Origin of the sequence: Nonomuraea sp. NPDC050663 (genome assembly GCF_044456985.1) — a bacterium.
Classification (GTDB): domain Bacteria; phylum Actinomycetota; class Actinomycetes; order Streptosporangiales; family Streptosporangiaceae; genus Nonomuraea.
Map to the genome: position 1 here is coordinate 531,845 of NZ_JBITGL010000001.1, position 26,313 is coordinate 558,157.

Sequence of the window (26,313 nt, forward strand, 5' to 3'; positions counted from 1 at the left end):
CCGAGATTTTGCGTGTCGACCTTGGGTGAGCTGTGGAAAGGGCTGTGGACGGCAAAGGAGTCTGCGCAGGTGGCGGGCGCGGAAGGGGCGCCAGAGCCGTGCCGCATGGCGTGATAAATCAGGGAAAAATGCGGCACATGTTAATCATGTGACTCCTATCACGATAAATCGCAGAAATGCAACTGACTCAAGAAAACGAGTATGGAAAAGTCCGAGTTGACATCCACCCACCTGCGAAACGAGCATGGTTCCCCGCATTCGCCCCCGGCCCAACAATCGGGTGCACATAATGGCGTGAATTCCACAATTTCGTAATGGGAGCCCCCCACCCATGAGGACCAGTGAAAAACCCGCCGTTAACTCGACGGGCCCGACCGGCGCGCTCTCCGGACCGGCCTCGCGCAAGCTTCCGGTGCCCCCGCGCGAGCGCAAGCCGGCGCTCGCGGCGCTCGCCGTACTCCTCATCCTGGGCGGAGCGCTGGCCAGCACCCTGCTGGTCATGCGCAGCGGCGAGCGGATCTCCGCGATCAGGGTCACCCAGCAGATCGGTACCGGACAGCCCATTCCCGCCGAAGCGCTCGAAGAAGTCCAGATCGCCGATACCGGCATCGAGTACGTCGCCTGGGGTCGCCGCTTCGAGGTCGTCCAGACCTTCGCCGCCGCGACGATCCTGCCCGGCACCTTGCTGACCAGCCAGATGACTGTCACCGCCAGCCAGGAACTGGGTCCCGGCAAGGCCAAGGTGGGCCTGGCGCTCAAACCGGGGCAATACCCAGCCGGTCTGGCCAGAGGCGACCGGGTCCAGGTGGTCTACGTGCCCGGACGGTCCAGCCAGGCGCAGAGCCGCGTCATGGCGGCTAGCGCCCTGGTGCACAGCGTCAGCGCGCCTGGCCGTACGGGATCTTCCGGTCAGATCACCATCATCGTCGACTCCTCCGTCTCCCCGGAGATCCTCGCGCGCGCGTCCAGCGGCGAGATCGCCGTGGCCGAATTGCCCGGAGCGCGCTGACGTGGCGCTGATCGTGCTTGCCGCCGACAAGGGCGCGCCGGGGGTGACCACGGCCGCGACCGCGCTGGCCGCGGTCTGGCCGCGGCCGGTCCTGCTCGCCGAGTGCGACCCATCCGGGGGAGACCTGGCCTACCGGCTGCCCGCGCAGGACGGCGGGGTGCTCAACCCGGGCAAGGGCCTGCTCACGCTGGGCGCGATCGCGCGGCGCGGGCTGGAGCCCGTGCAGATCCACGAGCACACGCAGAAGATCGTCGGGGGGCTCGACGTGCTGGCGGGGCTCAGCCATGGGGAGCAGGCCGCGGGCCTCGGGTGGATGTGGGGGCCGCTCGGGAAGAGCTTCGCGGCGATGCCCAACGCCGACGTCCTGGCTGATTGCGGGCGGCTGGGGGCGCATCCGCAGATCGCGGACCTGATGAACGAGGCCCGGCTCGTCGTGCTCTTCACGCGGGCGAGCCTCGATCACGTCGCCCATCTGCGCGAGCGGCTCAATCTCACGAAGGCCGAGCGGCTGGGGGTGGTCGTGATCGCCGATCCGCGGCAGTACCGCGCCTCGATCGACGAGGTGCGGCGCATCGTGGGGCCTTCCGTGTCGTTCGTCCACGGGCTGGCGTACGACACCAAGGGGGCGGAGCTGCTGCGCGGTCAGTGGGGTGGGCGGCTGGACCGGTCGCTGCTGATCCGTACGGCACGCGAGCTGGCCGGGCGGCTGCACGGGAGGCTCGCATGAGGGTGACGTGGAGTGATGCCACAGGCCTGGTTCGCGTGACGGCGACGTGGAGTGACGCATCGGGCCCGCTTCGCGTGACGGCGGCGCGCAGTGACGCGCGAGCGGCTCGTGTGGCGGGAGCTCGCGAAACGACCCCAGGGAGGCGGCCGTGATCGACCACACCCTGGTCAAGCGCTTCCGCCAGGAGGTCGGCGACCGCCTGGCCCACCAGCGCCGCCTCGACGCCGCCAACGGTCTGGTGCCGATGACCGGCGAGGACGAGCGCCAGTTCGCCCGCGCGCTCATCTCCCGCGTCCTCGAGGAGCACGCGCGCAACGAGATCGGCCTCGGCCGTACCCCTCCCACCGTCGAGGAGGAGGAGGGTCTGGCCGCGGGCATCCACGCGGCCCTGTTCGGCGTGGGCCGCCTGCAGCCGCTGCTCGACGACACCGAGATCGAGAACATCGACATCAACGGCTGCGACCGCGTCTTCGTCAGCTACGCCGACGGTCGCGAGGAGATCCACGATCCGGTCGCCGAGTCCGACGACGAGCTGATCGAGCTGATCCAGATCCTGGCCGCCTACTCCGGCCTGTCGAGCAGGCCGTTCGACACCGCCAACCCCCAGCTCGACCTGCGCCTGCCCGACGGCTCCCGGCTGAGTGCGGTCATGGATGTCACGATCAGGCCGTCGGTGAGCATCAGGCGCGCCCGCCTCGGCAAGGTCTTCCTGTCGGATCTGGTCGGCAATCACACCCTGACCCCCGAAGTGGGACATTTCCTGCAATGTGCGGTGGCCGCGCGTAAGAACATCATGATCGCGGGCAGCACCAACGCGGGGAAGACGACACTCCTGCGCGCCCTGGCCAACGAGATCTCGCCCACCGAGCGCCTCATCACCGTCGAGCGAGCCCTGGAACTGGGCCTCGACCAGTTCCCCGAGCTGCACCCCAACGTCGTCGCCTTCGAACAACGCCTGCCCAACGCCGAGGGCCAGGGCGAGATCACCATGGCCGAGCTGGTCCGGCGATCCCTTCGTATGAACCCCAGCCGCGTCATCGTCGGTGAGGTGCTCGGCGACGAGATCGTCACCATGCTCAACGCGATGACGCAGGGCAACGACGGCTCCCTGTCGACCATCCACGCCAACAGCTCCATGGAGGTCTTCAACCGCATCGCCACCTACGCCCTGCAGGCCGGCGAGCGCCTCCCCATCGAGGCCACCCACATGCTCATCGCGGGCGCCATCGACTTCGTCGTCTTCATCGAGAAGCGCAACGACTACGAACGCGGCGGCACCCTGCGCCGCTACGTGTCCAGCGTGCGCGAGGTCACCGGCTGCGACGGCCGCGTGTTGTCGAGCGAGGCATTCACCCTCGGCCCCGGCGGCGCCGTACCCCACGCGCCGTTGTCGTGCCTGGAAGAGCTCGCCGCCTACGGCTACCACCCGGGGAGCTGGTAGTGCCCATCATCGACCCGCTGGTCATGCTCGCAGGCGCCGCCGCAGGCGGTGGCCTCTTCCTGCTGGTCATCGCCCTGTACGGCATGCGCCCGCGCCCCTCTCGCCCCAAGCGCGAATCGGCCAGGAACCTCACCACCCGCACCGCGGTCGCGGCCATCGCTGCGACAGCCGTACTTGTCACCACGGGCTGGCCCGTCGCGGCGGTCGGCACCGTGCTGCTGGTGTTCGCTTGGCGCGGCCTGGCGGGCGGCGCGGCCGAGGAACGTGCGTCGATGCGACGCCTGGAGGGCCTGGCCGCCTGGACCGAATCCCTGCGCGACACCATCGCCGGCGCCGCCGGTCTGGAGCAGGCGATCCCGGCCTCCATCAGGGCGGCGGCGCCCATGCTGCGCCCGCACCTGCGGTCCATGGTCGACCGGCTGCACACCCGCATGGCGTTGCCCGACGCGCTGCGGCTGTTCGCCGACGAGCTCGCCGACCCCTCCGCCGACCTGGTGATCGCCGCGCTGATCCTCAACGCCAAGCTGCGCGGGCCCGGCCTTCGCGACGTGCTCGGCGCGCTGGCCGTCTCCGCGCGCGAGGAGCTCGACATGCGCCGCCGCGTCGAGGCCGAGCGGCGGGCGACCAGGAAGAGCGTGCAGATCGTGGTCGCGACGGCGCTGGGGTTCGCGGTGATTCTGGTCGTCTGGAATCCGGGATACGTGGCCGAGTATCGCTCGTGGCTCGGGCAGGCCGTCCTGCTCGTGGTGGCGGGGCTCTTCGGCGCCGGGTTCGCCTGGATGCGCAGGCTGGCGCGCTTCGACAAGCCGACGCGGCTGCTCATGGGCGGCCAGGCGACCACAGCGGACAAGGCGAGCGCGGCGGCGGGCGACAGGGTGACCGCAGCGGACAGGGCGACTCCAACGGCAGCCGGCCGGGCGGCCCTGACGCCGGCCGACAGGGCGACCCCATCGGGCGCCGACAGGACGGGCTTCGAGAGGTCCGGTCCCGAGCGGCTGGGCCCGCCATCGCCGAGGGGGAACCATGGTTGAGACGGTCCTCGCGGGCAGCGGCCTCGGGCTGGGCCTCTTCCTGCTCCTGCGCGCCCTCTTCCCCGCACGTCCCGGCCTGGTCGCGCGCCTGCTCGCGCTCGATGCCGTACGGCAGGACGACGGGCCCAGGCTGCAGCTCGTCCTGCCCGACGAGGAGGTCGGCGCCTTCCGCCGCGGCCTGGGCGTACGGCTGGCGCGGCTGTACAGCGCCCGCGGCTGGGGCTCGCGCTCCATCAGGTCCGATCTGGCCCTGGTCGGGCGCTCTTTCGAGGGGTTCCTGGCCACCAAGGTGCTTTTGGCGGCGTCGGGGCTGCTCGCCTTCCCCGTGCTGCTGGCCTGGCTGCTCCTCATGGAGTGGGGCGTGTCGTTCGCGGTGCCGTTCTGGATGGCGTGCTTCGTGGCGCTCCTCTTCTTCTTCCTGCCCGACCTGCAGATCCGCCGCGACGCCGCAGCGCGGCGGCGCGACTTCCGCCACGTCGTCGGCGCCTTCCTCGACCTGGTCTCGATGAACCTCGCCGGAGGCCGCGGTGTGCCCGAGGCGCTGCTGATGGCGGTGTCGGTCAGCGGCGAGCAGCCCAACTGGGCGATGCACCGCATCAAGGACGCCCTGTCCGGGGCCCGCATCGTGGGCATCACCCCGTGGCAGGCGCTGGGGCAGCTCGGCGAGGAGATCAACGTCGACGAGCTGCGTGATCTGTCGGCCGCGCTCGGGCTCGTGGCCGACGACGGGGCCAAGATCCGCGCCTCCCTGGCAGCCCGGGCCGCGACGCTCCGCCGTCGTGAGCTCGCGGAGGTCGAGGGGCGAGCGGGGGAGCGTTCGCAGTCGATGCTCGTCGCGCAGCTGTTGTTGTGCGCGGGCTTCGTGATCTTTCTCAGTTTCCCGGCCGCGATGAAGATGTTGGGGTCCTAGCCATGAACCATCCCTGGGTCGTGTATTTCCTCGCCTACCTGGGCGTGCGCATCCACCGAGCCCGCACCGCGCCGAGCCGCGGGGCCTCCGCCGTCGAGTGGGTGATCATCACGGCGATCATCGCCGGGGTCGCGCTCGGCCTGGCGACGCTCATCAAGACACTCGTCGAGCAGAAGCAGAGCGAGATCCAAGGCAGCTTCGGCGGAGAGGGCGGCGGTGACGAGTGAGACCGTCGCCCGCCGTCGCGAGCGCGGTGCCACCGTCATCGAGCTGGCCCTGCTCATGCCCGTCATCCTCGCCGTCTCGCTGCTGGTCGTGCAGGTGACGTTGTGGTTCCACGGTCGCCAGGTGGCCGAGGCCGCCGCCCGGGAGGGGGCGCGGGTCGCCCGCTCCTCCTCCGACGGGGGGTGGGAGGCGGACGCGGTCGACAAGGCCAGGGGCATCGCCGCCGCCGTGGGGCCGAAGCTGCTGTCCGACCTGCAGGTGACCGTCGCCGAGCGCGACGGCGACGAGCGGTGGGTGACGGTGACGGGTAGCGCCGTCCAGGTGATCCCGCTGCTGCCGGATCTCACGTTCACGATCACCGCCCACTCGGGCGGGCCGGTGGAGTGTTTCCGCCCCGACGACGGCAGCAACAGCTGTGAGGCCGAGGGCGCGGGAGGCGCGCCATGATCGGGCGCGTGGCGGCGATCCGGGCGGCGACTCAGGCCGTCCCGCGCGGGCGGCGCGTGGCGGCGCGTGGCCGCCAGCCGGCGCAGCGGTGGGAGGCGGAGCGGCGCGTGGCGGAGCGTGGGTCGATGGCCGTGGAGACGGTCATGCTCGCCCCCGTCTTCCTCCTCTTCCTGATGTTCCTCGTCGGCGCCGGCCGCCTGGTCGAGGCGCAGGGCGAGGTGAGCGGGGCGGCGCGCGACGCCGCGAGGGCGGCGTCAGTGCAGCGCACGATGGCCGACGCCGAGCAGGCCGCGCAGAGTACGGCCACGCACGCGCTGGAGGGCCGGTGCGTCTCCCCGCAGGTGTCCCTGGCCGGATCCCGGTGGGAGGAGGGCGGCCAGGTGACGGCGAGGATCGCCTGCGAGCTCGACCTGAGCTTCCTCGGCTTCACCGCGACGAAGGAGCTGACCGGCACCTCGGTGGTGCCCCTGGAGACGTTCCGGAGGGTCGAGTGAGCAGGCGCGACCGCGGTTCGATGTCGGTGTTCACCGTCCTGTTCTCGGTCGTGGTGTTCCTGCTGGCCGGGCTGCTGGTCGACGGCGGTGCGGCGATCAACGCGCGGTTGCGCGCGGCGGACGTCGCCGAGCAGGCGGCCAGGGCGGGCGCCGACCGCGTCGACGTGGAGCATCTGCGGGAGACGGGCGAGGCGCGGCTGCTCGGCGGCGGTGAATCGTGCGCCCGGGCCTGGGAGGTCGTCGACGCGCACGGCTCGGATTCGCTGCAGGCGGGGACGTGCGAGGTGGGCGACGGCAACACGACGGTGACGGTGACCGTACGGGCCGAGTGGACGGCCTTCTTCCTGGGCGCGATCGGGTTCCCCGGGTCGTGGATGGAGGGGCGCGCGACGGCGGGGCCGGACGCGCGGTGACAGGCGGCCGGCGGTACGGCGAAGCCTCGCGAGATAGACCGAAACCCACCACTCGGTGGCGTTGAGGACGGTCCAACGAAGACGCTGGACGGGAAAGGAGTGGCGATGCCGTCGGGTAAGAGCCCTGGGCAGGCACGCCCCGGAGCGTCGCGGCCACGAGCGGGCGGGCCCGGGCGTGGCAGGGGTGCGCCGGTGCGCATCCCGCAGCGCCGTACGGCAGGCGACGTGCTCGCCGGGCTGGGCGCGCTGGTGGTGCTGGCGCTGCTCGTCGGCGGCGTGCCGTACGCGCTCCTGACCCTGGCGGGACCGCCGGTCTCTCCCGAGCTGCTCGACCTGGACCTGTTCACGAGCACGGTGGGTCCGAGCACGATCGTCGCGGTGCTGGTGCTGCTGGTCTGGCTGGCCTGGTTCCAGCTGGTGGTGTGCGTGATCGTGGAGGTGTACGCCGGGGTCCGGCGGGTCGGCATGCCGGCCAGGGTGCCGCTGTCCGGGGGCACCCAGGCGCTGGCCAACCGGCTCGTCTCGGCGGTGCTGGTGTTGTTCACGGCGGGCGCGGTGGCGGTGCCGATCGCGCACATGGGCAAGCCGGTGCCGATCAAGGTGGCGCCGGTGGCGTACGCGGCTCCGGTGGCCGAGACGGCGACGCTGGAGACGTTCCGGACGACGAAGAAGGTCTATGTGGTGCAGCCGCCTCACGGGAGGCACCACGAAAGCCTGTGGGAGATCGCCGAGAAGTGCCTGGGCGATGGACGGAGATATCCAGAGATCTACCGGCTCAACCAGCACAAGGCGCAGCCTGACGGGACCCGGTTGCAGATGGCGGATCTGATCCGGCCCGGCTGGGTGCTGGACATGCCGGACGACGCGCGCAACGTGCACGTCGTGCCCAGCGAGCAGAAGCGGGTCGAGACGCTGGAGCTGCACCCCGGACGGGCCAAGGTGGTCGACAAGCCCGAGCCCAGGACCGGGGTGGAGGTGGGCGGCAAGAGCGTCGACCTGACCCCGCCGGCCCAGCGGACGCAGGAGCCCCGGGAGGAGAAGCCGTCCCAGGAGGCCACCCAGGAGCCGTCAGCCGAGCAGCCGGACGCTCAGAAGCCGGAAGCCGAGAAGCCGGAAGCCGAGAAACCCCAGGTCGAGAAGCCAAGCGCCGAGAACCATAGCGTCGAGAAGCCAGGCGCGGAAAAGCCAAGCGCGGAAAGGCCAAGCGCCGAGAAGCCAAGCGCCGAGAACCCAGCCCCCGATGAGATCACCCCCGGCCTGGACCTGGTCGACTACCTGGCCGGTGCCTCGCTGGCCGCCGCCGGGCTCCTGCTCATCCTCGGCCGCCGCCGCAGGGAGCAGCTCTGGCGCCGCGCCTTCGGCCACCGCGTCACCCGCCCGAGGGACGACGCCGCCAAGGCCGAGACGGCCCTGCGCCTGGGTGCCGACGCGCCGGGCACGAGGATGCTCGACACCGGCCTCAGGCTGCTGGGAGCCGAGCTGGCCGCGCAGGATCGCACGCCTCCCACGGTCTACGCCGCCCACCTGTCGCCCCGCCGCCTCGACCTGTGGGTGCATCCGCCGCAGCAGAACGCCCCCGTCCCCTGGCAGGCGACCGACGGCGGTCAGATCTGGCGCCTTGCCGCGCACGAGGGCAGGCTGCTGGAGGAGCAGCCGGGCGGCGCGCCGTACCCGGGCCTGGTGTCGCTGGGGACGAACGGCGCGGGCAGGGTCCTGGTCGACCTGGAGGCGGCGCAGGGCCTGATCAACATCACCGGCCCCCAGACCACCGCGGCGCTGGCGGCGCTGGCGGTGGAGCTGGCGACGAACCGCTGGTCCGATCGTATGCGGGTCACCCTGGTGGGTTTCGGCGAGGAGCTGACCGCGATCGCCCCCGACCGCATCAAGGCGGTCGGCAGCCTGGCCGAGGTCCTGCCCGATCTGGAGGCCACCGCGGCCCCGCGCGAGCAGGTGCTGAAGGGCCGCGTGACGGGCAGCCCGCGTGACGCCCACTACCTGCTGTGCGCCGTCACGCCGACGCACGACGAGGTCAGGCGTCTGGCGTTGCTGGCCAAGAACGACACGGCGGGCTACGTGGTCGCGGGCGAGATCGCGCACGCCACGTGGTCGGTCGAGATCACCGACGACGGCCGGGCGAAGCTGCCCGAGCTGGGCCTGGAGGTCACCGCTCAGCTCCTGCCGCGCAGGCACTACCGGGCGCTGGTCGACCTGTTCGTCACGGCGGAGAACATGGACGGCGAGGCGGTGCCGGAGGCGGAGGCGCTCGACATCGTGCACCCGCCGGTGGTGGAGATCAGGATGCTGGGCCCGATCGAGGTCATGGGGGCGGAGGCGCTGGAGGAAGGCCGCATGGATCTGGCGGCCGAGCTGCTGGTCTACCTGGCCACGCATCCGGGCGGCGTGCATCCGGTGGTGCTCGGCGGGGTGTTGTGGCCGCGCGGGGTGCAGACGATGGTCCGCGACGCGACGATCGCGCGGGTGATCGACTGGCTGGGGTCCGAGCACCTGTTCACCGACGAGGCGGGCAGGTTGCGGCTGGGTCCCGGGGTGCGCACCGATTGGGCGCTTTTCCGCGAGCTGGTGCGCCGCTCGCATCACGATCATTCGGCGCGGGCCGTCCTGCTGGAGCGGGCGCTCGGCCTGGTCAGGGGCCCGTTGCTGAGCGGTCGCCCGCGCGGGCGCTACGCGTGGCTGGCCGCCGACGAGCTGGAGTACGACGTGAGCGCGGGCGTGGCCGACGCGGCGCACCGGCTCTGCGAGGTGCGGCTGGCGCACGGCGAGCCGGAGGGCGCGATCGCGGCGGTGCGCGCGGGCCTGTTGCTGGCCGCCGACGACGAGGGGCTCTGGCGTGACCTGCTGCGGGCGACGCACGCGACGGGCGACGTCGTCCGGTTGCGCGCGGTGGTGGAGGGACTGACGCGCCGCTCGGCGTCGCATCCGTACGGCTCGGGCCTGGCTCCCGAGACCGAGGCGCTGATCGACGAGTTGCTGCCGTCGTGGCGCATCCATGTGGTGAGGGAGTCGACGGCGTGACCAGAGTCCTGTTGCTGCTCCTGCTCGTGGCGGGGTGTGCGGGCGCCGACAAGCCGTTCACGCCCCGCCAGGCCGAGCGGCCCACCGGGCAGCCCGTCGCGAGCACCCCCCGCGCCGAGGTGATCACGATAGACGATCAGATGTCGGTGTCGGTGGAGTGGCCGGCGGGCGCCGACACCACGATGCTCAGGGCCTTCACCGACCTCTATCTCGACTCCTGGCGCTCGGTGTTCACCGGCTCGCAGGCCTACCTGGAGCTGGTCGAACCTCCGGCCAGCGGCCAGGCCCACGAGTGGGTGAAGAGCTTCGGCGGCGCCAAGGTCAAGGGCTCGGCCCGGCTGTACTCCCTGCGGGTCAGCGCGGTCGTCGACGACGGCGCCGAGGTCAACGCGTGCGTCGACGAGACGGGCGTGCGCCTGCTCAACCGCAGCGGCAACGTGCACTCCCGCCAGCCCGGCTGGACCCGCACCCCCTACCTGCAGGCCGTCGTCCTCCACAAGGGTCAGGACGGCACCTGGCGGGTCAAGGACTTCCGTCACGATCTGAAGGGATGCGCCTGATGTTGCGCCTGCTGATGGCCGGCCTGCTCCTGCTGGACCCCGGCGGCCCCCGAGGAGAGGGCTTCCAGGACGACCGTACGGCGGGCGTCAAGCTGGAGAACTCCGACATCGTCATCACCGGCAACGGCGCCCGCGGCGGCAAGGCCGACGGCTACCGGGTCAAACGCCCGTGCTGGTACGAGCCGGGTCCCGACGCCGGCCAGATGGCCAAGACCCAGGAGGAGCTGCGCGCCCAGTGGTTCCACCAGAACCCTCGCGGCACCGAGGAGCAGTTCCAGAAGTTCCTCAAGCAGTTCAAGGACAAGGTCGGCGAGCAGGGCCGCTGGTGGAAGCCGGCCTACAACGCCAGCGATCCGAAGGGGTACGCCTGCTGGGGCGGGCTGAACCCGTTCGTGTGGGTGCCGCCGGGGGCGACCCCGCCGGCCGGGATCACGCTGGAGGAGCTCTACCAGATCGCCCGCGCCGCGCTCACCGTGCCGGAGCCGCAGATCAAGCTGAATCCTGACGCCAAGAGCTATGTCAACCTGCCGACGTGGGTCTGGCTCGACGGCGTGGGCCAGACGTCGCGTTCGGTGACGGCGAGCCTGCCGGGCATCATGTCCGCGACGGTGACGGCGCAGCTGGAGGACATCAAGATCGATGCGGGCACCAAGGAGGCCGAGGTGCGCGAGAACTGCGGCAGCGCGGGCAAGCCGTACGTCAGGGGCGGCGAGTTCACGTGCGGTGTGCGCTACCTGCGCGCGTCGGTCAACGAGCCGCGCAAGGTCTACGTGCTGACCGTGACCACGGTCTGGCCGGTGGAGGCGGACGCCGACGACGACGTGGTGCCTTTCGCATACGACCCGATCGAGGCGGGCGGCACCCGTGACGTGCCGGTGGGCGAGGTGCAGAGCACGGTCCAGGGTGACTAGACCCCGGACCGTGCCTCCGATGCCTCAGCGAGTCGCTTCGTGCTGCAGCAGCCATTCCTTGACGTGGCTGCCGTAGTAGTAGCCGCCGAAGCCGCCGGTGGTGGGCAGCACCCGGTGGCACGGGACGAAGGGGGCGATGAGGTTCTGCGCGCAGGCGCTTCCCGCCGCCCTGGCGGCCGTCCTGGGCAGGCCGGCGCGTTCCGCCAGCTCGCCGTACGACACGGTGGTGCCGGCCGCCACCTCGCGCAGCGCCTTGTGCAGCGCCTTGCGGGTGCTGCTGCCGGGCTGCTCGACGGGGATGTCGTCGATCGCCTCCAGCTCGCCGGCGAAGTAGCGGGCGACCTTGCTCGAGATGTCGCCCAGGCCGGCGACCCGCTCGAGGCCCTCGGCCTGGAGCGACGGCGACAGCCGTACGAACATCTCCTCGGGGTCGGCGGTGAAGCCCGCCGCCACCAGCACGCCGTCACGGGCCAGCAGGGCCAGGGGGCCGATCGGGGTGGGCTCCACGCTTGCCTTGATCATGATGCACTCCACAGGTGAAGGGCGGCGTAGGCCCGCCAGGGCCGCCACCGCTCGATGTGATCGTCGGGGATGTCGAGGGCGGCCATGCGCTTGCGCAGCACCAGGTCGCCGTCGGGCCAGGCGTCGGGGTCGCGCAGGGCGCGCAGCCCGATGTAGCCGGCGGTCCACGGGCCGATGCCCGGCACCTCCAGCAGGGCCTTGAAGGCCTCGCCCGGCTCCTGGCCGCCGTCGAGGTCGATCTCGCCCTCCGACACCCGCTCGGCGAGTGACTTGAGGGTGGTGACCCGCCTGGTGGTCATGCCCAGGCCGGTCAGGTCGGCGTCGGCCAGGCTCTCCGCGGTCAGGAATCCGGTCCTCGCCACGATCCTGCCGAGCAGGGTGCGCGCTCCCGCGACCGAGATCTGCTGGCCGACGACCGCCCTGACGGCCATCTCGAAGCCGTCGAACGCCCCCGGCACCCGCAGGCCTGGCCTGGCCCCGACCAGCGGGGCCAGCGAGGTCTGGGCCAGGGCCTCCCCGATGGCCATCGGGTCGGCGTCGAGGTCGAGCAGCCGCCTGGACCTGGCCACCAGCCTCGACAGGTGCCGGGTGTCCTCGACCGTCGCGTCGAGGGTGATGTGGCCCGCGTGCGGGGTCAGGGTGATCGTCCCGCCGGGTACGGCACGCGTGTAGCGGGTCGCGTCGGCCTCCTCCAGGCCGGGGATCGCCCTGGCGGCCAGGAAGCGGAAGATCGCCTCCGCGTCGTAGGGATCGCGGCGGTGCAGCTTGAGCCGCAGGCTGGCCGTACCCCCCTCGACCGGCTGGGTGGCGACGCCCGCCCCGCGCGCGGTGGCGCGCAGCTCGCTGGGGGTGAACCCGTAGGTGTCGCGCATCGTGGCGTTGAACTGGCGCACGCTGCCGAATCCGGCGGCGAACGCCACGTCGGTGACGGGCAGGTCGGTCTCGGTGAGCAGCTGCTTGGCCAGCAGCAGCCGCCTGGTGCGGGCCACCGCCAGCGGTCCGACGCCGAGTTCGGCGACGAACAGCCGGTGCAGGTGCCGTTCGGTGATGTGCAGGCGGCGGGCCAGGCCGGCCACGCCCGAGTCGGCGGAGCCGTCGTCGATGAGCCGCAGGGCCCTGCCGACGAAGTCGCCGCGCACGTCCCAGCCGGGGTCGCCGGGCGACAACTCGGGGCGGCACCGTTTGCACGGGCGGAAGCCGGCCGCTTCCGCGGAGGCGGCGTGCCGGTAGAAGCGCACGTTGCGCGCCGCGGGGGTGCGCGCCGGGCAGATCGGCCGGCAGTAGATCCTGGTGGTCTTCACCGCCGTGTAGAACCGCCCGTCGAACCGGGCGTCCCTGGCGGAGACCGCGCGGTAGCAGGCGTCGAAGTCGAGGTTCTGAGCGGTCATGTCCATGACTCTAGGCGCCGGCGGACCCTGTCACTGGCGGGAATCGGACCCGACCGTGAAACGGCAGGTCAGCTGGTCAGCGCGGGCGACTGGCGGAATTCGGACCAGGCCAGCGGCAGCCAGCTGAGGGCCATGACGACGGTTCCTGCCCACAGCGCGGCGGAGACGCCGAACGCCTCGCCGATCACCCCGGCCAACAGGCCGCCGATTCCGACCGCGCCCATCAGGATCAGGCGCATGGTCGCGTTCATGCGCCCCTGGAGCTCGTCGGGGGTGACCCGCTGGCGGAAGCTGACCAGCATCACGTTGTTCATCCCTGTCCGGAACGTGAGCACGAACCAGCCCGCCGCGGCCGCCCAGATCGCCTGCTCCGCGAACGGCACGAGGAACGCGGCCGGGGTGGTGGTAAGGCTGACCAGCCACACCGCGCGCGTGTCGCCCAGCCATCGGCCCATCACGTGCGCCAGCGACGAGCCCGCCAGGACTCCGGCGCCGCCGACGGCCAGGAACACCCCGAGCAGCCACGCGGGCTTGATGATCATCGGCAGCAGCACGGACATGAGGGGGAAGCCGATGTTGACCATCGCGCCCTGCAGCGCGATCGGCCGCAGCACCGGGTGGCGGACGACGAAGCGCACGCCCTCGGCGACCTGCGGGCCGAGCCGCTCCCTGACGGGCGTCGGCGCGGGGGAGGGCAGCCTGCGCAGGAACAGCGCGGAGACCAGGTAGGAGAGCACGTCGATGACGATCGCGAGCGGCGCTCCGGCGAGCCCGACCAGCACTCCGGCGAAGCTGCGCCCGGCGATGTCCATGCCGGCGCTCGTCCCCACCAGCAGCGAGTTGGCCCTGGTCAGCCCCTCGCGCCCGACGATGTGGGGCAGCACGCTGTGCGAAGCGACGTCGAAGAAGAGCGTGCCCACGCCGGTCAGCATCGCCACCAGGTACAGCTGCCAGATCGTCAGCCCGCCCAGCCACCACATCAACGGCAACGATCCCAGAAGTACGGCACGCGCCAGGTCGGCCGCCACCATCACCGGACGCTTGCGCACGCGGTCGATCCAGGCGCCCGCGGGCAGTCCCGTGACCAGCACGGTGATCGTCGCCAGCGAGCTGAGCAGCCCCAGCTCGGCGGCTCCGGCGTCCAGGGCGGTCACGGCGAGCAGGGGGAGGGCGACATAGCTGATCTGGGAGCCGAACTGGCTCACCGCAGCCGACAGGTAGAGATGACGAAAGCTCATGCGCCAACGCTGCTCAAGGCCGCCGCGAGCCGCTATTAATTTAGTGTGGAGCTAATCTTCACCACCCGAGACGTGGCCAACACCCGCTTCGCGATCTCCCCGCTGTGGGAGGTCGTGGCCAGCGTGCGCGTGGTCAAGAACCCGGCCGCGCACTCCCTGCTCAGGCCCTGGGCCGAGCAGGTGTCCAGGCGGCTGCGGGACGTCGACTGGCGTCTGCTGTCGGACCTGGTCCCGGTGCCCACCCGCTACATCCCCGGCTTCGTCTGCCCCCCGCCGGCCACCTCGGTGCCCGACCTGGAGGTGGAACTGGCGACCATGCGGTCGCTGACCGGCGACCTCACCGACCTGCCCGACACCCGGCACACGCGGGCGCTCCTGGCCGACCCCGAGCGCGGCCTGGAACGTCTGTCCGAGGAGATCAGGAACTACTGGGCCGCCGCGATCGAGCCGTACTGGGCGCGCATCGGCGCCCTGCTCGAAGGCGACGTGCTCTACCGCGCCCGCACGCTGGCGGGGCACGGCCTGCGGCAGATGCTGGCCGACCTCGACCCCGGGGTGAGCTGGGAGGGGGAGCGGCTACGGCTGCCCAGTGTCCACTGCGCGGGGGAGCGGCCCCTGCGCGGGATGGGGCTGCTGCTCGTGCCGTCGGTCTTCACCTGGCCGCGCGTCTTCTCCGTCACCGCGCCGCCGTACCAGCCGACCGTGCGCTACCCGCCGCGCGGCCTGGCGACGTTGTGGGAGCACGCCGAGGTCGAGCCGCCGCAGGCGCTGGCCGCGGTGCTGGGCCGGACGAGGGCCAGGCTGCTGGCCGAGCTCGACCAGCCGGCCTCCACCCGGGAGCTGGCCCAGCGCACGGGCCTGACCGAGCCCGGCGCGAACCAGCACCTCACCGCGCTGCGCAAGGCCGGGCTCTGCTCGGCGCACCGCACCGGGCGTTTCGTGCTCTACGCCCGTACGGCGGTCGCCGAGACGCTGCTGCGTCAGGACGCCCGCCCGTAGCGGGCCGGGACTCACTTCGACGAGATGCCCACACCCAGGTCGAACTCCCGGTAGACACGCGCCCAGAACCCGTCGCGCAGCCACACCCTGGCCTCGGGGTAGGGGCGCAGCGAATGGCCGAGCTCCTTCTCCGCCTCGATGAGCAGCTCGGTGTCGATGACGGTGGGCAGGATCGGGCCGGGCAGCAGGTCGCGGATGTTGTCGCGGCCGCGGGTGAGTATCCACTTCTGCGCGACGTGCTCGCCCACCTCCTCGACGCGGGGCCGGGAGGGCCCGAGCTTGGCCACCTGGCCGGGCTTGAGCGAGGGCTTGACCGGCTGGGTGCGCCCGGCGAAGACCTGGGCGGGCGAGGGCGTGGCCACCGTCGGGGCGACGACGGGCACGGGCTGCGGAGCACGGTTGAAATAGGGACGCAGGAAATCGGCCGAGATGACCTCAACAGTGTCGGACTCCCACACCAGGCGCTCGGCCTGGTTGGTGCCGTACGGCGGCTCGACGCCCCACAAATGGATCCGCACGCCGTAGGCCTGCGCGGCCTCGACGGCGGGCACCATGTCCTCATCGCCCGCCAGCAGGATCGTGTCGGTCACGGCGTGGTGCCTGGCCAGGGCCTCAAGGTCGCTCCTGATCTGCGCGTCGACCCCCTTCTGCTGGCCACGGGCGTTCAGGTTGCCAAGACGGACCTTGACCCAGGGCAGCTGGGCGATGACCCGCTGGTCCACGGTGGGCACTCGGTCGCGGGCCGCGTCATACCAATAGATCCGCAGAAGTTCGCCGGAAATTTTCACTTCGGCATGTTTCTGCAGGGCCTGGATCAGCTCATCGGCGGCCACCCGATATTCCTTGCGCTCCTTGGCCCCAAGGAGCACTTCACCTGCGGCAGCGTACAGATAACCGACATCCACGAGCACGGCGTACTTCGCTGCGACAGGATGCGGCGTGAGGTCTGGGATGGCCATGTGTCCTCCAGGCCGCGACTTAGTTGATCGGCTGACTATATACGCCTATTTTCTAGATACTCCCAAGTCTCGGGTAAGTTGACACCCGATTCTTCGGATCCAACTATGGTAGGGCGCTGTTCCGCCATGCCGACTTCCCTGGCGCTAGTTGCTTACGCATGGATCTGGCAGGGTTTCGCCATGATTCGGGCTTCGCCTCTGCCGCGGGCGCCCGGTTCTCGCCGCGCGCGGCCAGCACGGCGACCAGCGCGGCGATCTCCTCGGGTGTCGCGTCGCCGCTGACGACCTGCATGTGGTTCACAGCGGGATGTTCCCATGCTTCTTCGGCGGCAGCGAGGCCCGTTTGTTGCGCAGCGCCCTGAGGGCCTTCACCACCTGGGCCCGGGTTTCGGATGGCCGGATCACGGCGTCGACATATCCGCGTTCGGCGGCGATGTACGGGTTGGCCAGGGTGTCTTCGTACTCCGTCACCAGGCGGGCGCGCTCGGCGTCGGGGTCCTGTGCCCCGGCCAGCTCGCGGCGGTAGAGGATGTTGACCGCGCCCTGGGCGCCCATGACCGCGATCTGCGCGGTGGGCCAGGCCAGATTGATGTCGGCGCCCAGGTGCTTGGAGCCCATGACGTCGTAGGCCCCGCCGTACGCCTTACGGGTGATGACCGTGACCAGCGGCACCGTGGCCTCGGCGTAGGCGTACAGCAGCTTGGCGCCGCGCCTGATGATTCCGTTCCATTCCTGATCGGTGCCGGGGAGGAATCCCGGTACATCGACAAATGTCAAGATTGGAATATTGAATGCATCACAAGTGCGAATAAATCGGGCTGCCTTCTCCGATGCGTTGATATCCAGGCATCCGGCGAAATGCATCGGCTGGTTGGCCACCACCCCCACGGGCCGACCGTCCACGCGCCCGTATCCGACCACGATGTTGGGCGCGAAGAGCGCGTGCACCTCCAGGAAGTCGTCGACCACATGGTCGATGACCTGGTGCATGTCGTAGGGCTGGTTGGCCGAGTCGGGGATGATCGTGTCGAGCTCGGGCACCGGCTCGTACGTCTCGACCGGCTCGTAGGCGGGCGCCTCGTCGAGGTTGTTCGAGGGCAGGTAGGACAGCAGCGCCCTGACGTACTCCAGCGCGTCCTTCTCGTCGGAGGCCTGGTAGTGCGCCACGCCCGACTTGGTGTTGTGGGTGTGGGCGCCGCCGAGTTCCTCGAAGCTGACCTCCTCGCCGGTGACGGTCTTGATGACGTCGGGCCCGGTGATGAACATCTGCGAAGTCTGGTCGACCATGACCACGAAGTCGGTGAGCGCCGGAGAGTAGACGTGACCGCCCGCCGCCGCGCCCATGATCAGCGAGATCTGCGGGATGACGCCGCTGGCGTGCACGTTGCGCTTGAAGATCTCGGCGTAGAGCCCGAGGGCGACCACGCCCTCCTGGATGCGGGCGCCGCCGCCCTCGTTGATGCCGATGATCGGGCAGCCGGTCTTGACCGCCAGGTCGAGGATCTTCACGATCTTCTCGCCGTACACCTCGCCGAGCGAGCCGCCGAACACCGTGACGTCCTGCGAGAACACGCAGACCTGGCGGCCGTCGACGGTGCCGTAGCCGGTGATCACGCCGTCGGAGTACGGCCGGCGGTTCTCGAGCCCGAACATCGTCGAGCGGTGCCTGGCGAACTCGTCGAACTCCACGAACGAGCCCTCGTCGAGCAGCGCCAGGACTCGCTCACGCGCGGTCATCTTGCCCTTGGCGTGCTGTTTCTCCACCGCGGCCGCGGACCCGGCGTGCGCGGCCTCGTCGAGGCGCCGCTCCAGGTCGGCTATCTTCCCTGCCGTGGTGTGAATGTCGATCTCGGCGCTCATACGCACCAGGCTAGTACGTGTTCTACCTGCGGTTGAAGATCATAGGGTCGCTCGTCAGGAACCTTCTCGCTCTAGGCTGGCGGGTATGACAGTGGACGCGGTTCGCACGCACGGGCTGACCAAGCGCTTCGGCTCCCAGGTCGCCGTCGCCGGGGTCGATCTGGCGGTCCCGGCGGGCAGCTTCGCGGGCCTGGTCGGACCCAACGGCGCGGGCAAGACCACCACGCTCAGCATGATCACCGGCCTGCTCCGGCCCGACGGCGGCGGCGCCGAGGTCGCGGGCTTCAACGTCTGGCGCGATCCCGTCGAGGTCAAGGCCCGCATCGGGGTGCTGCCCGAGGGCCTGCGGCTGTTCGAGCGGCTGTCGGGGCGCGAACTGCTGATCTACAACGGCCGGCTGCGCGGGCTCCCGCGTGCCGAGGTCGCGGGACGCGCCGAGGAGCTCCTGCGGGTGATGGACCTGACCGAGGCGGCCGACAAGCTCGTCGTCGACTACTCCACGGGCATGCGCAAGAAGATCGGCCTGGCCGCCGCGCTGCTGCACAACCCGTCGGTGCTCTTCCTCGACGAACCGTTCGAGGGCGTCGACCCGGTCAGCGCCAACACCCTGACCGAGGTGCTGCGCCGCTTCACCGCCTCCGGTTCCACCGTCATCTTCTCCAGCCACGTCATGGACCTGGTCGAGCGATTGTGCGACTGGGTGTCGGTGATGGCGGGCGGGCACATCGTCGCCCAGGGGCCGCTCGACGAGGTCCGCGCCGGGCGCAGCCTCAACCAGGCCTTCCTCGACCTCGTCGGGGGCGGCAGCCGTGACTCGGGCGACGAGGGGCTGAGCTGGCTGGGGGCCCAGCGGTGAACACCTTCCGGTTGTTCGCCGGGCTGAAGCTCAGGCTGGTCGCGGGCAATCTGCGCGGCGCCGTCGAGCGCAAGATCGGCTTCATCTTCACGCTCATCGCCGCGACCTTCGTGGCGGGCATCGGCTTCCTGTCGATGTCGGCGATCCGCTTCGCCGAGCCGGACCTGGCCGCGGACCTCGGCGTCGTCGTCTTCAGCGCGCTCGTGGTCGGCTGGGCGGTCATCCCGCTGCTCTCCTTCGGCGTCGACGACACCCTCGACCCCTCCAGGCTCGCGCTCTTCCCCCTGCGCACCAAGGAGATGGCGATCGGCCTGTTCGCCGCCTCAGCGACCGGGGCGTGGCCGCTGGCCACTCTGATCGCCCTGCTCGGCGGCGTCGTGGGCCTGTCGCGCGGCCTGACCGGCGCGCTCGTCGGGATCGTCTCCGTGCTCCTGATGTTCGCCCTCTGCCTGGTGGTGTCGCGGCTGATCACCACGGCGCTGTCGAGCGCGCTGCGCTCGCGCAGGGGCCGCGACGCCCTCGCCGTCGCCGCGATCGGGATCGTGCTGCTCTTCCAGCTCCCCAACGTGATCGTCAACCGGGGCGTCGGCGACCCCGCCGCGCTGCTGAGCGGCGCGGCGGGCGTGCTGCGCTGGACCCCGCCGGGCCTGGCCGCCACGTCGATCTCGACCGGCAACCCGCTGTGGCTGGTGCCGGTCGCCGTCGCGATCGTGGTCATCGGCTGGTTGTGGATCAAGGCGCTGGCCCGCGCGCTGGTCACGCCCGACGCCAGCAGCCAGGCGGCCTCGGTGCGTGCCTCCACCGGGCTGCTCGACCGGCTGATGCCCGACGGCCCGCTGTCGGCGGTCGTCTACAAGGAGCTGCGCTACATCCGCCGCGACCCGCGGTTCCGGGTCGGCTGGCTGGTCTCGCTCGTCGTCGTCGGGGTGCTGGCCTTCTCCCAGAGCGGCGGCGACTCGACGGCCGGTCCCGGCCTGGTGATCTGGCTCACCTGCCTCGGCGCCGTCATGATCGGGGCCCAGCAGCAGTTCGGCAACATGTTCGGCGCCGACGGCCGCGCCCTGTGGATGAACGCGGTGGTGTACGCGACCGACCGCGATCTGCGCACCGACCTGCGCGGGCGGCACCTGGCCGCCACCACGATCGCGGTGCCGCTCATCGCCGTGCTCGCCGTGGCCGCCGGAATGTTCACCGGCGCGACGGCAGGAATTCTTCCTGCCATGCTCCTCGGCTGGGGACTGCTCGGCGTGGCGTTCGGCTCCGGCGCGCTGACCAGCGTGCTCGTGCCGTACACCATCCCCGACCGGCTCAACGCCTTCACCGGCGCCGCGCCCGGCCAGGGCGGGCAGGCCTTCCTGGGCTCGATGGGGGCGATGATGGCGACCGGGGTCGTCGGCCTGCCCATCATCGTGCCCGTCGTGCTCGGGATCGGCTGGATGGGCGTGGTCGCCCTACCGTACGGCGTGGCGATCGCCCTGCTCGGCCAGCACCTGGCGGCGAAGATCGCCCGGATGCGCATGCCGGAGATTCTCGACGCGGTCACGAAGGCCGCGTGAACCAGTGGTCTAGTCCAATACCTGAGACCGGTATCCAGCGTTCGAGAAGGCCTCGCTACTCTCGGACCTATGGTTGCGCGCCACAGTGCCGTCGTTGAAATGCCCGATGAGCTCCGCCGAGACGTGCGGCTGCTCGGAGCCCTGCTGGGTCAGGTGATCGCCGAACAGGGCGGTCCCGACCTGCTGGAGGACGTCGAACGGCTGCGTAAAGCCGTCATCGGCGCCCGTCGTCGTGAGGTCGCCTTCGATGAGGTGGCGGCCATGGTCGGCGAGTGGGACATCGACCGCGCGGTGCAGATCGCGCGGGCCTTCACCTGCTACTTCCACCTCGCCAACCTGGCCGAGGAGCACTACCGCATCCTCACCCTGCGCGAGCGTGACGCCGACGGCGGCGTGCAGCGCGAGTCGATGGCCTCCGCCGTCCTGGACCTGGGCGCCGAACGCGTCGCCCAGCTGGTCGGCGGGCTCGAACTCCACCCGGTGCTCACCGCCCACCCGACCGAGGCCAGGCGCCGCGCCGTCGTCACGGCGATCCAGCGGATCAGCCACCAGCTGGCGGAGTACAACACGCCCGGCAGGGGCTCCACCGAGCAGGACGAGAGCAAGCGCCGCCTGCTGGAGGAGATCGACCTGCTCTGGCGTACGGCCCAGCTGCGCAACACCAAGCTCGACCCGCTCGACGAGGTGCGCACCGCCATGGCCGCCTTCGACGAGACGCTCTTCCGGGTGGTGCCGCAGGTCTACCGGTCGCTCGACAGCGCGCTCGGCGACGGTTCGGGCACCCGGCCGCCGCTGGCCCGCTCCTTCATCCGCTACGGCAGCTGGATCGGCGGCGACCGCGACGGCAACCCCAACGTGACCGCCAAGGTCACCCGCGAGGCCCTGCTGATCCAGGCCGAGCACGTGCTGACCGCGCTGGAGACCGCCGCCACGCGCATCGCCCGCACGCTGACGGCCGCCGCTCAGTTCACCTCTCCGTCGTCCGAACTCCTGGGCGCGATCAAGGCCGCCACCGACGCCAGCCCCGACCTGGTCTCCGAGCTGGCCACGCGCTCGCCCTCCGAGCCGCACCGCCAGTGGCTGCTGTACGTGGCCGCCCGCATCGGCGCCACCAACCGGCGCGACCTCGACCTGGCCTACCGCTCGCCCGAGGACCTGCTGGCCGACCTGCGCCTGGCGCAGGACTCCCTGGCCAAGACCGGCGCCGTGCGCCAGGCCTACGGCGAGCTGCAGCACCTGATCTGGCAGGTGGAGACGTTCGGCTTCCACCTGGCCGAGCTGGAGGTGCGCCAGCACTCGCAGGTGCACGCCGCCGCGCTGGAGGAGCTGTCGGGCGAAGGACCGGTCTCCGAGCGCACCGACGAGGTCCTGGCCACGATCCGCACGATTGCCTGGATCCAGGAGCGGTTCGGCGTCACCGCCTGCTCCCGCTACGTGGTCTCCTTCACCCGCAGCGCCCACGACATCGCCACCGTCCACGAACTGGCCCGCCACGCGCTCGGCGACCGCGCGCCCGTGCTCGACGTGGTGCCGCTCTTCGAGTCGGGTCAGGACCTCGACAACTCCGTCGAGGTGCTGACGGGCATGCTGGAGATCCCGCAGGTCCAAAAGCGCCTGGAGAGCAACGACCGGCGCATCGAGGTCATGCTCGGCTACTCCGACTCCGCCAAGGAGCTCGGTCCGGCCGCCGCCACCATGAAGCTCTACGAGGCCCAGGAGCGGCTGACCGCGTGGGCCGCGGCCAACGACGTCAAGCTCCGCCTCTTCCACGGCCGCGGCGGCGCGCTCGGCCGCGGCGGCGGCCCGGCCAACCGCGCGGTGCTCGCCCAGCCGCCCGGCTCCGTCGCCGGCCGCTTCAAGGTCACCGAGCAGGGCGAGGTCATCTTCGCCCGCTACGGCCACCAGGCCATCGCGCGCCGGCACATGGAGCAGGTCGCCAACGCGGTCCTGCTGGCCTCCTCGCCGAGCGTCGGCCAGAGCACGGCGGCGGCGGCCGACCGTTTCCGCGGCCTGGCCCACCGCGTGGCCGCCGCCTCCGAGCAGGCCTACCGCGGACTGACCGAGGCGCCCGGCTTCCCCGAGTGGTTCGCCCTGGTCAGCCCGCTGGAGGAGATCGGTTCGCTGCGGCTGGGCTCGCGCCCCGCCCGCCGCGGGCTGGGCGCGCCGCGCTCGCTCGACGACCTGCGGGCCATCCCGTGGGTGTTCGCCTGGGCGCAGACCCGCGTCAACCTGCCCGGCTGGTACGGCCTGGGCAGCGGGCTCGAAGCCGTGGCCGAGCTCGACGAGCTCCAGGCGGCCTACCGCGAGTGGCCGCTGTTCAGCTCCCTGCTCGACAACGTCGAGATGTCGCTGGCCAAGACCGACCGCTCGATCGCCAAGCGCTACCTGCTGCTCGGCGGGCGCCCCGACTTCGCCGAGCAGGTCCTGGAGGAGTACGACCGCACCCGTGACCTGGTGCTGCGCGTCACCGGGCACACGCGGCTGCTGGAGGACCGCCGGGTGCTCTCGCGTGCCGTACAGCTGCGCGACCCGTACGTGGACGCGCTGTCGCACCTGCAGTTGCGGGCGCTGACCGCGCTGCGCACCACGGAGGATCTGTCCGAGCACGAGCGGGAGCGGCTGTCGACGTTGTTGCTGCTGTCGGTCAACGGCGTGGCGGCCGGGCTGCAGAACACCGGATGATCAGAGCGGCCCTCCCGGACGACGTGCCCGCGATCGAGGAGATCGTCCGGGCCGCGTACCAGCCGTGGGCCGAGCTCATCGGGGTACGGCCCAAGCCGATGGACGAGGACTACCCGGCGCTGCAGGCGGCCGGGCGGATCTTCGTCCACGGCTCGCCCGTCGACGCGCTGATCGTGCTGGTGCCCGAGCCTGACGTGCTCTACGTCGACAACGTGGCGGTCAGGCCCGAGCTGCACGGGCGGGGCCTGGGCAGGCGGATGCTGGCCTTCGCCGAGGAGCGGGCGCTCGACCTCGGGCTGCCCGCCCTGCGGCTGATCACCAACGTGATGATGAAGAAGAACATCGCCCTCTACGAGCGGCTGGGCTACGTGATCACTTCGGTGGAGCCGATCGGGCCTCGTGAGGTCGTGTCGATGAGGAAGACCCTGCGTACGTGACCTTGCGCAGGAGCGTCTCGACCGGGCCCTGCCGGTGGCTCGACAGCCACCGGCGGCTCAGCAGGAGCAGCGTCGCGTAGATCAGCGCCGCGACCCCCATGACCGCGACGGGCGGCAGTTGTCCGGCCAGGCCCAGGCCGTACCCGGAGAAGACCAGGCAGGCCAGGACCGACTGGCCGATGTAGTTGGAGGCGGCCATCCGGCCCGCGGGGGCGATCACCCGGATCACGCGCGGCAGCCGCAGCAGGGTCGCCACGTAGGCCGCGGCCAGCAGGGGCGCGGTCAGCGTGGTCAGCGCCATCGCCAGCACGCTCGCGGCGCCCTCGGTGCCGGAGGTCAGGCCGAACAGGACGGCGACCGGGAGGCCGGCGCCGTACCCGATCCACTGGATCCTGCCGAGCGGCAACGGCCGCTCCAGGATGCGCGACTTGCCCGCGGCCAGGCCGAACAGGAACATCGCGAACGCGGGCGGTCCCTGGAAGACCCAGACGAGCGCGGCGAGCGACGGGTAGGTCTCCAGCTGGAACCGCAGCATGCCCAGGGGGCCGTCGGCGAACGTCGTCGGGTTCACCGTGGCCGCGGGCGCCGCCTGCTGGCCCGGGTCGAGCATCGCCAGCCCGGCCAGGGCGAGCCACAGGAAGGCCCAGACGCCGAGGATCCACAGGCCGGTCTTGACCGCGGTGCGCGGCGCCATGCCGCGCATCGGCAGCAGGAGCATGCCGAGCACGGCGTAGAGCGTGAGGATGTCGCCGATCCACAGCAGCAGGCCGTGCACGACGCCGAGCACGAGAAGGGCCAGGCACCGTCGTACGGTCCTGGCCTTGGTGTCGTCGCCCGCCGAGCGCATCTGGAGGGTGAAGGAGTAGCCGAACAGGAACGAGAAGATCACGTAGAACTTCGACAGGACCAGCGTGTTGACCAGGAAGGCCACCGGGCCCTGCTGGAGGGAGACGGTCATGCCGACCTCGGACAGGCCGGGGTTGGCGAAGAAGCCGATGTTCGCGACCAGGATGCCGGCCAGGGCGAAGCCGCGGATGCCGTCGATCTCGGTGACTCTGTTCACCCTTCCGATAATGGAAAACGGCCAAGGTTCGAGTCATCGAACCTTGGCCGCTCGCCGTACCGACTTTAGTGGGTGAACTCCACGTCCTCCCTGGCCTGCTTCGGGAGCAGGAGGCCGACCACGAAGGTCACCGCGATCATCGCCGCCGCCACCCCGAAGGTGATCGCGCCGCTCTTGGTGGTGAAGAAGATGGTGCCGAGCACCGCCAGGCCGAGCGCGTTGCCGATCTGCTGGACCGCGGTCAGGGTGCCAGAGGCGGAACCGGTCTCGGAGGGGTCGACCGCCGCCAGGACGATGTTGTAGAACGGGCCCATGATCAGGCCGCTGCCCAGGCCCACGAAGACCAGGGCGGGAGCCAGCTGCCACGGCGTGACGGCGGGGTTGGCGATGGCGACCACGGCCAGCGAACCCAGACCCATGACGACCGCGCCGGCCAGCAGGACCTTGCGACCGTACTTCACGGTGGCCTGGGCGATGCCCATGCCCACGATCATGCCGACCGAGGAGGGGACGCTGGTCAGCGCGGCCTTCAGCGGGGAGAAACCGAGACCCTGCTGGGTGTAGAAGCCGAGGACCGCGAAGATGCCGCCGAAGGCCGCGAAGTAGATGGCGCCGACGGCCAGACCGGACAGGAACGCGGGCTTGCGGAACAGGCTCGGGACGATCAGCTGGTCGCTCTTGCGCTTCTTCTCGTAGACCACGAAGAGGGCGAAGACCACGACCGAGGCGGCCATCATCACGAAGCTCCACAGCGGCCAGCCGTGCTCGCCGCCCTGGATGAGCGGGAAGACGATCAGGACGGTGCCGAGCGAGGCCAGGAGCGCGCCGGGGATGTCGAGCTTGACGCCGCCGGTCGGGCGGGTGCTGGGCAGGAACTTGATGGCCGCGATGGCGGCGGCGATGCCGATCGGCAGGTTGATCAGGAAGATCATTCTCCAGCCGGGGCCGCTGACCAGCGCGCCGGCCAGGATCGGGCCGCCCACCGCGGACAGGCCCAGGACCGGACCGAACAGGCCGAACGCCGTGGTCAGTTCCTTGTCGCGGAACATCTCCTTCATCAGGCCCATGCCCTGGGGGATCATCGCCGCGCCGAACAGGCCCTGGATGATCCTGGCGCCGATGATGGTCTCGGGGGAGACCGCGATCGCGCAGAGCAGCGAGCCGACCGTGAAGCCGGCGAGGCCGATGAGGAACATGCGCTTGCGTCCGACGATGTCGCCCAGGCGGCCGCCGATCAGCAGGCCCGCGGTCATCGCCAGGATGTAGGCCGCGCCGAGCCACTGGATCAGGGAGTTGCCGCCGCCGAGGTCGGCGCGCATCGTCGGGCCGGCGATGTGGGTGACGGTCGCGTCGAGGAGCTCCATGACGGAGCCGGCGAGGATCACGCCCAGGGCTGCCCAGCGCCACCTGTAGGCGGGAGCCTCGACCTCGGGGGTCTCGGTGACCTCTGCGGGCCGGATGTCGAGAGCGGTCATGTCGGGCCTCCACGGAACGGAACGGCTTGTTCTGTTCCAGAATAGCAGAACGGAATGCTTCATTCCATACCGCTCCC

25 protein-coding genes are annotated in these 26,313 nt (G+C 71.0%); 17 read left to right on the top strand and 8 right to left on the bottom strand.

Annotation, left to right across the window (positions count from 1 at the left end; all coding sequences use genetic code 11):
• Positions 1 to 331: 331 nt before the first annotated feature.
• From ACIBH1_RS02650 to ACIBH1_RS02705, 12 genes are all read left to right on the top strand, one after another.
• Entirely contained in the window at positions 332 to 1,009 is a 678-nt protein-coding gene (locus tag ACIBH1_RS02650) for a hypothetical protein (RefSeq protein WP_397311798.1), read from the top strand.
• Position 1,010: 1 nt separating this feature from the next.
• Positions 1,011 to 1,736, top strand: a complete 726-nt coding sequence (locus ACIBH1_RS02655; protein ID WP_397311799.1) for a hypothetical protein — start codon at positions 1,011 to 1,013, stop codon at positions 1,734 to 1,736.
• Between the two features lie 148 nt (positions 1,737 to 1,884).
• Positions 1,885 to 3,177 (top strand): CpaF family protein, encoded by a 1,293-nt coding sequence (locus ACIBH1_RS02660; protein WP_397311800.1) that lies wholly within the window; start codon positions 1,885 to 1,887, stop codon positions 3,175 to 3,177.
• On the top strand, positions 3,177 to 4,208 hold the full coding sequence (locus ACIBH1_RS02665) for a type II secretion system F family protein (protein WP_397311801.1): 1,032 nt from the start codon (positions 3,177 to 3,179) through the stop codon (positions 4,206 to 4,208). Before ACIBH1_RS02660 ends, ACIBH1_RS02665 begins: the two co-directional genes overlap by 1 nt.
• Complete coding sequence (locus ACIBH1_RS02670) at positions 4,201 to 5,118, top strand: type II secretion system protein (RefSeq protein ID WP_397311802.1); 918 nt, start codon at positions 4,201 to 4,203, stop codon at positions 5,116 to 5,118. The genes ACIBH1_RS02665 and ACIBH1_RS02670 overlap by 8 nt, the downstream gene beginning before the upstream one ends.
• 2 nt (positions 5,119 to 5,120) lie before the next feature.
• A complete protein-coding gene (locus tag ACIBH1_RS02675) occupies positions 5,121 to 5,345 on the top strand; it encodes a hypothetical protein (RefSeq protein ID WP_181611294.1) in 225 nt (74 codons plus the stop codon).
• Entirely contained in the window at positions 5,335 to 5,790 is a 456-nt protein-coding gene (locus ACIBH1_RS02680; protein WP_397311803.1) for a TadE/TadG family type IV pilus assembly protein, read from the top strand. The genes ACIBH1_RS02675 and ACIBH1_RS02680 overlap by 11 nt, the downstream gene beginning before the upstream one ends.
• On the top strand, positions 5,787 to 6,284 hold the full coding sequence (locus ACIBH1_RS02685; RefSeq protein ID WP_397311804.1) for a TadE family protein: 498 nt from the start codon (positions 5,787 to 5,789) through the stop codon (positions 6,282 to 6,284). The genes ACIBH1_RS02680 and ACIBH1_RS02685 overlap by 4 nt, the downstream gene beginning before the upstream one ends.
• A complete protein-coding gene (locus ACIBH1_RS02690) occupies positions 6,281 to 6,697 on the top strand; it encodes a flp pilus-assembly TadE/G-like family protein (RefSeq protein WP_397311805.1) in 417 nt (138 codons plus the stop codon). The genes ACIBH1_RS02685 and ACIBH1_RS02690 overlap by 4 nt, the downstream gene beginning before the upstream one ends.
• A 192-nt stretch (positions 6,698 to 6,889) precedes the next feature.
• Entirely contained in the window at positions 6,890 to 9,730 is a 2,841-nt protein-coding gene (locus tag ACIBH1_RS02695; protein WP_397311806.1) for a BTAD domain-containing putative transcriptional regulator, read from the top strand.
• On the top strand, positions 9,727 to 10,290 hold the full coding sequence (locus ACIBH1_RS02700) for a hypothetical protein (RefSeq protein WP_397311807.1): 564 nt from the start codon (positions 9,727 to 9,729) through the stop codon (positions 10,288 to 10,290). The genes ACIBH1_RS02695 and ACIBH1_RS02700 overlap by 4 nt, the downstream gene beginning before the upstream one ends.
• Entirely contained in the window at positions 10,290 to 11,201 is a 912-nt protein-coding gene (locus ACIBH1_RS02705; protein WP_397311808.1) for a hypothetical protein, read from the top strand. Before ACIBH1_RS02700 ends, ACIBH1_RS02705 begins: the two co-directional genes overlap by 1 nt.
• 24 nt (positions 11,202 to 11,225) lie before the next feature.
• Here ACIBH1_RS02705 and ACIBH1_RS02710 read toward each other — a convergent pair whose 3' ends face one another.
• The 3 genes from ACIBH1_RS02710 to ACIBH1_RS02720 all read right to left on the bottom strand — a co-directional run bounded on the left by ACIBH1_RS02710 (position 11,226) and on the right by ACIBH1_RS02720 (position 14,349).
• Complete coding sequence (locus tag ACIBH1_RS02710) at positions 11,226 to 11,723, bottom strand: methylated-DNA--[protein]-cysteine S-methyltransferase (RefSeq protein WP_397311809.1); 498 nt, start codon at positions 11,721 to 11,723, stop codon at positions 11,226 to 11,228.
• A complete protein-coding gene (locus ACIBH1_RS02715) occupies positions 11,720 to 13,111 on the bottom strand; it encodes an AlkA N-terminal domain-containing protein (RefSeq protein ID WP_397311811.1) in 1,392 nt (463 codons plus the stop codon). The genes ACIBH1_RS02710 and ACIBH1_RS02715 overlap by 4 nt, the downstream gene beginning before the upstream one ends.
• 68 nt (positions 13,112 to 13,179) lie before the next feature.
• A complete protein-coding gene (locus ACIBH1_RS02720) occupies positions 13,180 to 14,349 on the bottom strand; it encodes an MFS transporter (RefSeq protein ID WP_397311812.1) in 1,170 nt (389 codons plus the stop codon).
• Between the two features lie 45 nt (positions 14,350 to 14,394).
• Between ACIBH1_RS02720 and ACIBH1_RS02725 the strand changes: the two genes are divergently transcribed.
• A complete protein-coding gene (locus ACIBH1_RS02725; RefSeq protein WP_397311813.1) occupies positions 14,395 to 15,348 on the top strand; it encodes a DUF5937 family protein in 954 nt (317 codons plus the stop codon).
• An 11-nt stretch (positions 15,349 to 15,359) separates the two neighbouring features.
• Here ACIBH1_RS02725 and ACIBH1_RS02730 read toward each other — a convergent pair whose 3' ends face one another.
• From ACIBH1_RS02730 to ACIBH1_RS02740, 3 genes are all read right to left on the bottom strand, one after another.
• Positions 15,360 to 16,307 (bottom strand): NYN domain-containing protein, encoded by a 948-nt coding sequence (locus ACIBH1_RS02730; RefSeq protein WP_181611302.1) that lies wholly within the window; start codon positions 16,305 to 16,307, stop codon positions 15,360 to 15,362.
• Positions 16,308 to 16,410: 103 nt separating this feature from the next.
• Positions 16,411 to 16,599: an acyl-CoA carboxylase epsilon subunit gene (locus ACIBH1_RS02735; protein ID WP_397312182.1), complete on the bottom strand. Its 189-nt coding sequence runs from the start codon at positions 16,597 to 16,599 to the stop codon at positions 16,411 to 16,413.
• A gap of 5 nt (positions 16,600 to 16,604) precedes the next feature.
• Positions 16,605 to 18,167 (bottom strand): acyl-CoA carboxylase subunit beta, encoded by a 1,563-nt coding sequence (locus ACIBH1_RS02740; protein ID WP_397311814.1) that lies wholly within the window; start codon positions 18,165 to 18,167, stop codon positions 16,605 to 16,607.
• Between the two features lie 85 nt (positions 18,168 to 18,252).
• On the opposite strand from ACIBH1_RS02740, the gene ACIBH1_RS02745 reads away from it, so the two are divergent.
• The 4 genes from ACIBH1_RS02745 (at position 18,253) to ACIBH1_RS02760 (ending at position 23,698) form a co-directional block, all read left to right on the top strand.
• Positions 18,253 to 19,023, top strand: coding sequence for an ABC transporter ATP-binding protein (locus ACIBH1_RS02745; protein WP_397311816.1), 771 nt, complete (start codon positions 18,253 to 18,255; stop codon positions 19,021 to 19,023).
• Positions 19,020 to 20,579, top strand: a complete 1,560-nt coding sequence (locus ACIBH1_RS02750) for a hypothetical protein (RefSeq protein WP_397311817.1) — start codon at positions 19,020 to 19,022, stop codon at positions 20,577 to 20,579. The genes ACIBH1_RS02745 and ACIBH1_RS02750 overlap by 4 nt, the downstream gene beginning before the upstream one ends.
• A 99-nt stretch (positions 20,580 to 20,678) precedes the next feature.
• On the top strand, positions 20,679 to 23,261 hold the full coding sequence (locus ACIBH1_RS02755) for a phosphoenolpyruvate carboxylase (RefSeq protein ID WP_397311818.1): 2,583 nt from the start codon (positions 20,679 to 20,681) through the stop codon (positions 23,259 to 23,261).
• A complete protein-coding gene (locus tag ACIBH1_RS02760; RefSeq protein ID WP_397311819.1) occupies positions 23,258 to 23,698 on the top strand; it encodes a GNAT family N-acetyltransferase in 441 nt (146 codons plus the stop codon). The genes ACIBH1_RS02755 and ACIBH1_RS02760 overlap by 4 nt, the downstream gene beginning before the upstream one ends.
• Here the strand turns inward: ACIBH1_RS02760 and ACIBH1_RS02765 are convergent.
• Entirely contained in the window at positions 23,634 to 24,761 is a 1,128-nt protein-coding gene (locus tag ACIBH1_RS02765; protein WP_397311820.1) for a DUF418 domain-containing protein, read from the bottom strand. The genes ACIBH1_RS02760 and ACIBH1_RS02765 overlap by 65 nt on opposite strands.
• 65 nt (positions 24,762 to 24,826) lie before the next feature.
• A complete protein-coding gene (locus ACIBH1_RS02770; protein WP_397311821.1) occupies positions 24,827 to 26,236 on the bottom strand; it encodes an MFS transporter in 1,410 nt (469 codons plus the stop codon).
• Positions 26,237 to 26,313 lie beyond the last annotated feature (77 nt).

Bases quoted from the DNA above. Each gene is read 5' to 3' on its own strand.
- ACIBH1_RS02720 (WP_397311812.1), bottom strand. From the start codon at position 14,349: ATGAGCTTTCGTCATCTCTACCTGTCGGCTGCGGTGAGCCAGTTCGGC.
- ACIBH1_RS02685 (WP_397311804.1), top strand. From the start codon at position 5,787: ATGATCGGGCGCGTGGCGGCGATCCGGGCGGCGACTCAGGCCGTCCCG.
- ACIBH1_RS02670 (WP_397311802.1), top strand. From the start codon at position 4,201: ATGGTTGAGACGGTCCTCGCGGGCAGCGGCCTCGGGCTGGGCCTCTTC.
- ACIBH1_RS02740 (WP_397311814.1), bottom strand. From the start codon at position 18,167: ATGAGCGCCGAGATCGACATTCACACCACGGCAGGGAAGATAGCCGAC.
- ACIBH1_RS02710 (WP_397311809.1), bottom strand. From the start codon at position 11,723: ATGATCAAGGCAAGCGTGGAGCCCACCCCGATCGGCCCCCTGGCCCTG.
- ACIBH1_RS02705 (WP_397311808.1), top strand. From the start codon at position 10,290: ATGTTGCGCCTGCTGATGGCCGGCCTGCTCCTGCTGGACCCCGGCGGC.
- ACIBH1_RS02675 (WP_181611294.1), top strand. From the start codon at position 5,121: ATGAACCATCCCTGGGTCGTGTATTTCCTCGCCTACCTGGGCGTGCGC.
- ACIBH1_RS02715 (WP_397311811.1), bottom strand. From the start codon at position 13,111: ATGACCGCTCAGAACCTCGACTTCGACGCCTGCTACCGCGCGGTCTCC.
- ACIBH1_RS02735 (WP_397312182.1), bottom strand. From the start codon at position 16,599: ATGCAGGTCGTCAGCGGCGACGCGACACCCGAGGAGATCGCCGCGCTG.
- ACIBH1_RS02760 (WP_397311819.1), top strand. From the start codon at position 23,258: ATGATCAGAGCGGCCCTCCCGGACGACGTGCCCGCGATCGAGGAGATC.
- ACIBH1_RS02730 (WP_181611302.1), bottom strand. From the start codon at position 16,307: ATGGCCATCCCAGACCTCACGCCGCATCCTGTCGCAGCGAAGTACGCC.
- ACIBH1_RS02770 (WP_397311821.1), bottom strand. From the start codon at position 26,236: ATGACCGCTCTCGACATCCGGCCCGCAGAGGTCACCGAGACCCCCGAG.
- ACIBH1_RS02650 (WP_397311798.1), top strand. From the start codon at position 332: ATGAGGACCAGTGAAAAACCCGCCGTTAACTCGACGGGCCCGACCGGC.
- ACIBH1_RS02745 (WP_397311816.1), top strand. From the start codon at position 18,253: ATGACAGTGGACGCGGTTCGCACGCACGGGCTGACCAAGCGCTTCGGC.
- ACIBH1_RS02755 (WP_397311818.1), top strand. From the start codon at position 20,679: ATGCCCGATGAGCTCCGCCGAGACGTGCGGCTGCTCGGAGCCCTGCTG.